This window comes from Nocardia ninae NBRC 108245, from assembly GCF_007990755.1.
Lineage (GTDB): Bacteria > Actinomycetota > Actinomycetes > Mycobacteriales > Mycobacteriaceae > Nocardia > Nocardia ninae.
The window spans coordinates 23,259-30,187 of the sequence record NZ_BJXA01000093.1 but is presented as its reverse complement, the minus strand read 5'-3'; the positions used below and the strand labels follow the sequence as shown (position 1 = coordinate 30,187).

Below are 6,929 nucleotides of genomic sequence, written 5' to 3'. Positions count from 1 at the left end.
TCCGACGACGCCGCCTACATCAGCGGTGCCATCATCCCGGTCGACGGCGGCATGGGCATGGGCCACTGATACAACCTGTAATACGTCGCGTAATCGGCATGTGCGCATGTTGGGAAGTTCTGCCTATCAACGGGTCTGGATCGACGACCAACGCGCGCACTGCGGCAGATGCGAACGTTCGGGACCGCGCTGTAGGCGGCAAGAGAGAGTATGGTCGCGGGCCTGGCAGGTCAGGTTCGGGCAGGTGGCACGTCTCGCCGCACCAAACGAAGCTGAGCCGCCGCGATCACTCCCGGAAAGTAGCGATGACCCTCCGGTGACAGGACGAGATCATCGTCCTCGATTCCGTGGACTTCCCACACATCCACGGGGCCTCCGGTGTTGTTCATGCGCACGAACCATTCGCACTCGAAGTCGTTGAGTGCAAGGAAACAGCCCGGCTGCTCGGGCTGGTCGCTTCCGGCAATGCCCCGCGCGGCGCCCATATGGTGCCAGTCCAAACCGAATCTAGTGATCGAGGCGCGGTTCAGTGCTGACGTTACGTGATAGCGAGGCGGCACTGGCCGACCGTAGCAGCAGCTCATTTGTGCTGGAACGGTCAGATCACGAGCCAGCATGGCGAGTGCCCGCGATCGGTATGGGCGCGCGTTGGAAGCCTCGCGCCAACGTGCTCAAGGCAATCTGGTCAACTGGCCCAACGCGCGGGTCGCGGCAATAGCGGATGTTTCGGTCGCAGCAGGAAAGGATGGCTCCCTGCCGCCGACCCGGATTCACCTGCCTCGGCCTTCTCCGAGTAAGGGATCCAGCCGAAAGCTCAACTGCGCCCCGAGCTCGCGGAAGCCGGGGGCGGCGGCGACTCGCTTGGATTCTGTCGTGCGAGCACGCCACTGCGGGACCAACCCCTGCCTCAGCGCATGCTCTACGGCAACCGAGGCAGCAACACGAGCCAACCCGTGGTCACGCCGATCAGGCGCGGTCAGCATCGACACATGAGCTGTGCGTGCGGCGGGGGTCAGCCGGCACCGTTTCATGACTACACTTCTGACGGCGAAGTCGACGTAGGGAGCTCGGATGGTTCCGCGAAACATGCACGGCAAGAAGATGAAGCTGCGCCGCGTTGCTGACGACGGCACAGCGGATGTATTTGATATTGAGGCAATGGACCTCGGCCCGCAACATGGAATCACTTTCAGAGCGGATGCCGACGTCGAAGACGGTGACGAGGTGACAGACACGTTGCCGAATGGCAAGTCGAAGACAATGCGATTGCGAGAAGTCCACGTACATCAAAGCCCGTTTGGCGACAGCGCACTCGACCATACTGCGGCAAAATACGACGTGATCTCAGGTAAGGCCGCACTCAGCAGTCGATCGACTAATCCTGGGGTGGGGAACTACATCACCTATCACGGTCCCGTCGTGCAGATGACAGGAGACGGGAGCACCGCCCAGCTCGCCTGGGGTAACCGTGGCCCCGTGAACCAGGGGCAATCGACCGCCAGCCAGATCGCTCCTGGCTACGAGCAGTTGGCCACCGTGCTCACCGATCTGCTAGCTCAGCTGCCTGCCCTCGGACTTGCTACCGACGACGACACCGACTTCCGGGAGACCACCGAAACGGTGTTGGCCGAAGTCGTCCGCGAGGAACCAAACCAGGGTCTGATCCGGCGTAGCGTGGCCGCGCTCAAGGGCTACCTTGCCCAGATCGCCGCCGGCACCGCCCAAGCCGCCACCGACGAAGCGACCGAGTTCGCCAGAACCGCGATCGAAGGTCTGAGCGACTCGCTGCCGTTCTGATCGTGGCACCCGAGCAACACCTGCAGACCTATCAACACTCTGCTCGGCGGTTTGCGACCCGGGTTGTTCAGGGAGGCCGGCTGTACCGCTGGGCGCCGATGAAAGCCTCGACGAATCTCAAGTTTGCCTGGGGGTCACTGACCAGAGTGGCCCACACTCGCGCACCGGCCCTTGACTCGCGAGCCCTACCAACGTCGGAGGTGAAGCTACCTGGCGACCGCCAGAATCCAGCGCGTGCAATCCGAATAGTCGGATGACCCGCTCGCATCGGCAGGAGAGTGCGTCTCACCGCGGCGCCGACCGAGCGCTCAGCGGCAATTGCGGATGTTCACCGGCGCAGGGATGTCCGGGGACCGGCGCTGCCGAGGAGATCACTTAATCGGCACCTCCTCGGCAGCTCGTATCCGAACTGGCACACCATGATCGTGCATCACCGCGTGCCACAACAAGATTCGTCGCCGCCCGCCCCGTGGATGGGTCGGTCCAACGCGCGATATGCGGCAAGAGAGTGCGTGGTAGGACGCGACCTGGCAGGCGTGCGCACTGAAGCCGGCGGGCCGAGGCAGCGGGCTTATTTGCGTCGGCGGGGCTCGAAGTCCAGTCCAGGCACGACGACGTGCCTGGAGGGCAAGACGGACAAGGTCCTAACAGAATCTCCTCGGACTCGATGGGTGCTCGACGCACACTGCGGCGCGGTCAGGGGCGGGTGGTGAGGGCGGGCCAGAGGGTGGTGGTGAGCTGTTCGGGCAGGCTGGCGCGCGCGGCGGCGGCGTCGCCGCGCAGGAACGCGCCGAAGAAGGCGCCGAAGACCATGGTGGCGATGGTGCGGGTGTCGATATCGGCGCGGACCGCGCCGCGCTCGATGAGCTGGTGCAGGACGTGTTCGACCTGGGTGACGCGGGATTCGACGGCGCGGGTCACGACGTGGGCGAGGAGTTCGGGCACGCGTTCGGCTTCGCTGATGAACCCGCCCTGCACGAAATCGGCCGCGCCGCAACAAAAACGGCAGGTAACCTGACTTGGCTGAAGATCGCTGATCGTGGGTAGGGTGCTGGCTGTTGAGCTGCGGTTTCGTCGTGTGAACGGCGAAAATCTGCGCACTAAGCCGGCCGGTTCTAGGGGTCTGCCCATCGCTTCCCGGTTACGGCTTCAGCGACAAGCCGGGCGTTGTTCGTCGACGAGGTCCGGTCATTCTTCCGGCTGGTCCGCTGATGGTCACCCGTACTCGGTAAGCGGCTGGCTAAAGATCAAAAAGTGCCCATCGGGTGTCCGTACGTTGAAGTCGCGCATCCCGTAGGGCCGGTCAGCCAGTGGCTCGACGATGTCGGCGCCGCGGGCGCGCAACTCGTCGTGGCAGGAATCGACGTCGTCGACGACAACCACCACCCTGGCCGGGCCGACGCTGCTTTCGGCGTATAGGTGGAACTCGGCGGTGTCGCGGATCACGGCCGCGTAGCTAGGTGGGGTCTCCCAGGTGAATATGGTGTCGAATCCGAGCACGTCCGTGAAGTACGACCGCGCTGCCTGCACATCTCGGCACGGCAGCACGGGAACCGCCACCCGCATCACCATCCCGTCACCTTACCTGACTTTGGCTCAAGATCGCTGATCTTGGGTAGGGTGCTGGCTATTAGCGGTTCCTCTCGGTGGTAAGGGGAAGCTCTGCACGTTCACGGTAGGGCCTGCAGAGGCGGGCCGTGCGGTGAACGGAATTCCGTACCGATCGTGAGATGTGTTGCGCCACAAGATCACATTCCAAATGCGCGCCTCAGCGAGAATGCTCGCTCATCGGCAATATCGGATGTTCTGCGCGGCACTCGATCTCGCCGCGCAGAACGCCCGCCCAGCGGCAGATGAGGGCGTTGCTGGTAGACGAGCTCTACCGCAGCCCTCTTCCGATTCGAGAGCCTGGACAGCACAACGCCCCGGGACCTGAGAACCCGGGGCGTTGCGTGCACTGAGGTTATTCGCTACTTGATCCGCCCTCCGATATATCCCTGGGGGTTGTCCCACTCGGGCCGATGGCTCCCAGCTTCGTTCCAGTTACACCCGGCGGCGGACTCCCGGTAGCCCAGAATCTTGCCGTCTTCCACCCACTGCTGGCATTGCTGCTGATCACGGAAAGCGCAGGCGATCACCCTGTCGGTCTCCCACATCGCGATACATGCCGGCAGGACCCCGCTCGCCGCAGCCGGTGCCGCGGTAGCCGTCGCCAGACTCACCGTGCCACCGACCATCGCGGCCGCCGAGATACCCGCCATCATCAAAGCTTTGAACATGTTGTTCCCCCTTCGTTCTGTCTACGAAGATCATGCTGCCGTCGACGCATTAACGAATCCTTGGAGTCGGCTTACCGGCTCTAGGGGATGCCGCCTGGCGGCCAACGCTTTTCATGGCGAGCGGCGAAGGCCAGTGCAGTCCCGCTACGCCGCACTGGCGAGCGAACCGGGACGGTGGTCGCGCGAATGCGCTGCTCCAAACCATGATTCGGCCCGGACACTTCGAGTCCGCTCATCGGCAATATGGTGCGTTCAACCGGCCGCGGATCGACAGTCTCCGTTGATCTTCCAGGCCCTGCACTGGCTGCTTCGCTCCGCGCGGGTCGCGGTATGTGAGTGTGTTGACGAACTGTCTGACGACGGACCACTGGGGCGCAAAGTGCGTCGATCGGTCCGCGACTTTCTGCGGTGATCGACGCGGTTGCGCGATCAGAACACGGCGATGGGATTGACCATGACGCCGGTCAAGCCATGGATGCGCGGCGGGCCGACGGTGAGCAGAAAGCTGTAGCGCTTCAGCTCCGCGCACAGCGCCGCAAGGTCGTCGAGCTGTGACCCGTCGATCAGCGGCATCGCCATTCGGCCCAGTGCGACGCCGTGCAGCGGGGACGGCCCATCAGGGTCGAGTGCCGGGTAGGCGTCGCCCCTGTCGCCCGTGTAGAGGGCGACCCCGCGACGGTGCATCCAGCGCACCGCATCGAGGCTGATTCCCGGAGTCGGCCTATCTGCAATCAGCGGGTCGGCCGGCCAGGCGAACCGCACCGCCAACGCATCACCCGACCCGACCTCGACGCCTTGCCGCTGCTCGGCGTCTTCGAAGTCGCGCGATGTCACCGCGTACCCAGCCGGGAGCGGCCCTTCGACAGCCAGATCGAGCAAAACCCCCCGCGTCACGATTCCGGCGGCGAAGGCCGTCGTGGAGGCGAAGGTAACGCCTGCGGCCGTCACGATCTGGTCCCTCGGACGACCGGGGTAGACCTCGTTGCCGGTCGACCAGTGCGCCAGCGCGTCGATGTGCGTCGACTTCGCGTGATGGTTCGTGACCAGCATCAGGTCCGCCGCGACGCCTATCCCCGTGTGGGACATCATCTGCTGCACGGGAGAGATTTCCACCGTCGTGGGCGCGAACGGACTGCTGATCATCGGATTGGGCGTGATCGGCTGGGCCAGCGACGCCCATCGACCGGTCCGCACCTCGGCGGCGGCCTTCGCGCGCACGTCGTCGGTGATGAGGTTGAGTGTGCCGAGTTCGTCGTCGGATCCCCACCGGCCCCAGTTGTCGGGCAGGTCAAGGTCATTCGGATCGGCCATGTGGTCGGGCCCCTCTCATCACGATCCACCAGGACGAGGTCGTCTGCTGTCGCGGCGCGCCACCCCCGCAAGACAGGCGGATCCGCGCGTCAAGATCGACGGTACTCCATCGCGCACGACCAGGATCGCGGCGGACGATCCTGCCGGACAACATGTTTGGCATGCTCGGGACTTCTTGGCCAACATCTTGTCGCCGGGCCTCTCGCAACGCACCTTCATGCGCCGGTTCACCGAGGAGGCAGGCACCCTCGGATTCCGCACACCATCAGAAGCGCTCGATGAAGTGTTGCGACGACCGCCTGAACCCGCAGGCAGGAGCGGACGCTTCGGACACACGAACGCCCGACCCAGGCCTTATTCGGAACCACATTTGCTACGGATGGGATACACCTTCATCACTACGCACTCAACTCTCCAGGGGACGTAATGAGATCGCCTGTGGTACATGGCCCGCGCTCGGTCTCGCGTTGGGCAAACCTCTCGCGTTGACCCGATCATGTGGTGGGGACCAGGTCTAGCCACGATCAACCTTCTGCCGTGACAGAGGAACCCAGTCGCCGCCCCATCCAGATGTACGCCGCGATTAGTGCGACAACGACGGCGCACTGGAAGGCAATGTTCGCGAGGTGTCCGTCCAAGGCAACCAGGAGCAGCCCGAACAGCGCCGCTGACAGGCCCGTACCGAAGCAGAGGGCGAGCTGGTGTCGCGGCGTCCACCCGCGCCGGGTCCACCGCCGCAGCACCAGCGCCACCGCGGCGGCGAAGGTCAGCGCCCCAGTGGTCCACCACACGAACGAGATCGGGCCGCCGATGAACGCAGCCAGGAACAACACAAACCACACCGTCCCCGCCATTACCCCGAACAGCGCAACCAGCTTGGGTTTCGGCGTGCGCCCGGCAAGCCCAACACGTCCGTTGTCCCGGCACCGCGTACTCGCCCAGACAACACCGGCCGCCACGACAATCGTGACAGCGGCATGCCCCGAGGGGAGCCTGAAGTCGGAGCGCAGCAGTGAGATCGCTACGAATAGGGCGGTGCCGCAAGCGAAGACAACGGTGAGTACACCGGCCGAGCGGCGGGACAGCCACGGCGCGCGACTGCTGGGCGGAAAGGCCAGATGGGCCAACGCAATCGGCAGCAACACGCTCCACACGACGTGGTAGCCGGACACGACCACCGCCCAGAACCAGTTGACCCCGAACGCGTTTCCATGCACCGGCTCGCCGTCCATGCCGACGGGGTTGAAGATCGTCTGTAAGGCCAGCCCTTCCTCGATCAGCGCAAAAGCACAGCCGAGCAACACAATTCCCCAACCGGACAGCCGCCACCGTTGCGCGATCTCGCGGATCAACACCACGCCGGCACCGTAGAAGCAGACGATGGCGACCACCCGCAGCGGCTGCACGAAATAGCTCAACCGCAAGGAAGCGCCGAGCACCTCCCCCAGCACGGGAGCGAGGACGAAGAGGGTGAGCATTGCGCGCCGGCGCTCACTACTGGCGGTGGCAGCCGGGCGTGCGGACGAACGCATGCCTCGACAT

At 64.5% G+C, this 6,929-nt stretch carries 8 protein-coding genes; 1 reads left to right on the top strand and 7 read right to left on the bottom strand.

All coding sequences use genetic code 11. The annotated features are described in order from the left end of the window. Positions 1-230 precede the first annotated feature (230 nt). Together NN4_RS38885 and NN4_RS47055 are read right to left on the bottom strand one after the other, a co-directional pair. Positions 231-560, bottom strand: coding sequence for a hypothetical protein (locus tag NN4_RS38885; RefSeq protein ID WP_246181327.1), 330 nt, complete (start codon positions 558-560; stop codon positions 231-233). A gap of 210 nt (positions 561-770) precedes the next feature. Continuing rightward, positions 771-983 carry a GNAT family N-acetyltransferase gene (locus NN4_RS47055; protein ID WP_371865811.1) on the bottom strand — a complete coding sequence of 71 codons (213 nt, stop codon included), beginning with the start codon at positions 981-983 and terminating at the stop codon, positions 771-773. A 103-nt stretch (positions 984-1,086) separates the two neighbouring features. On the opposite strand from NN4_RS47055, the gene NN4_RS38875 reads away from it, so the two are divergent. After that, positions 1,087-1,797, top strand: a complete 711-nt coding sequence (locus NN4_RS38875) for a hypothetical protein (protein ID WP_147141763.1) — start codon at positions 1,087-1,089, stop codon at positions 1,795-1,797. A gap of 696 nt (positions 1,798-2,493) precedes the next feature. Here the strand turns inward: NN4_RS38875 and NN4_RS45455 are convergent. From NN4_RS45455 to NN4_RS38850, 5 genes are all read right to left on the bottom strand, one after another. Further along, positions 2,494-2,775 (bottom strand): TetR/AcrR family transcriptional regulator C-terminal ligand-binding domain-containing protein, encoded by a 282-nt coding sequence (locus NN4_RS45455; RefSeq protein WP_186818840.1) that lies wholly within the window; start codon positions 2,773-2,775, stop codon positions 2,494-2,496. A gap of 237 nt (positions 2,776-3,012) precedes the next feature. Then, complete coding sequence (locus NN4_RS38865; protein ID WP_147141757.1) at positions 3,013-3,369, bottom strand: DUF8817 family protein; 357 nt, start codon at positions 3,367-3,369, stop codon at positions 3,013-3,015. Positions 3,370-3,767: 398 nt separating this feature from the next. Further along, on the bottom strand, positions 3,768-4,076 hold the full coding sequence (locus NN4_RS38860) for a hypothetical protein (RefSeq protein WP_147141755.1): 309 nt from the start codon (positions 4,074-4,076) through the stop codon (positions 3,768-3,770). A gap of 429 nt (positions 4,077-4,505) precedes the next feature. Further along, positions 4,506-5,387, bottom strand: a complete 882-nt coding sequence (locus tag NN4_RS38855; RefSeq protein WP_147141752.1) for a cyclase family protein — start codon at positions 5,385-5,387, stop codon at positions 4,506-4,508. Between the two features lie 524 nt (positions 5,388-5,911). Then, positions 5,912-6,919 (bottom strand): AF_0692 family protein, encoded by a 1,008-nt coding sequence (locus NN4_RS38850; protein ID WP_147141749.1) that lies wholly within the window; start codon positions 6,917-6,919, stop codon positions 5,912-5,914. Positions 6,920-6,929: the final 10 nt, after the last annotated feature.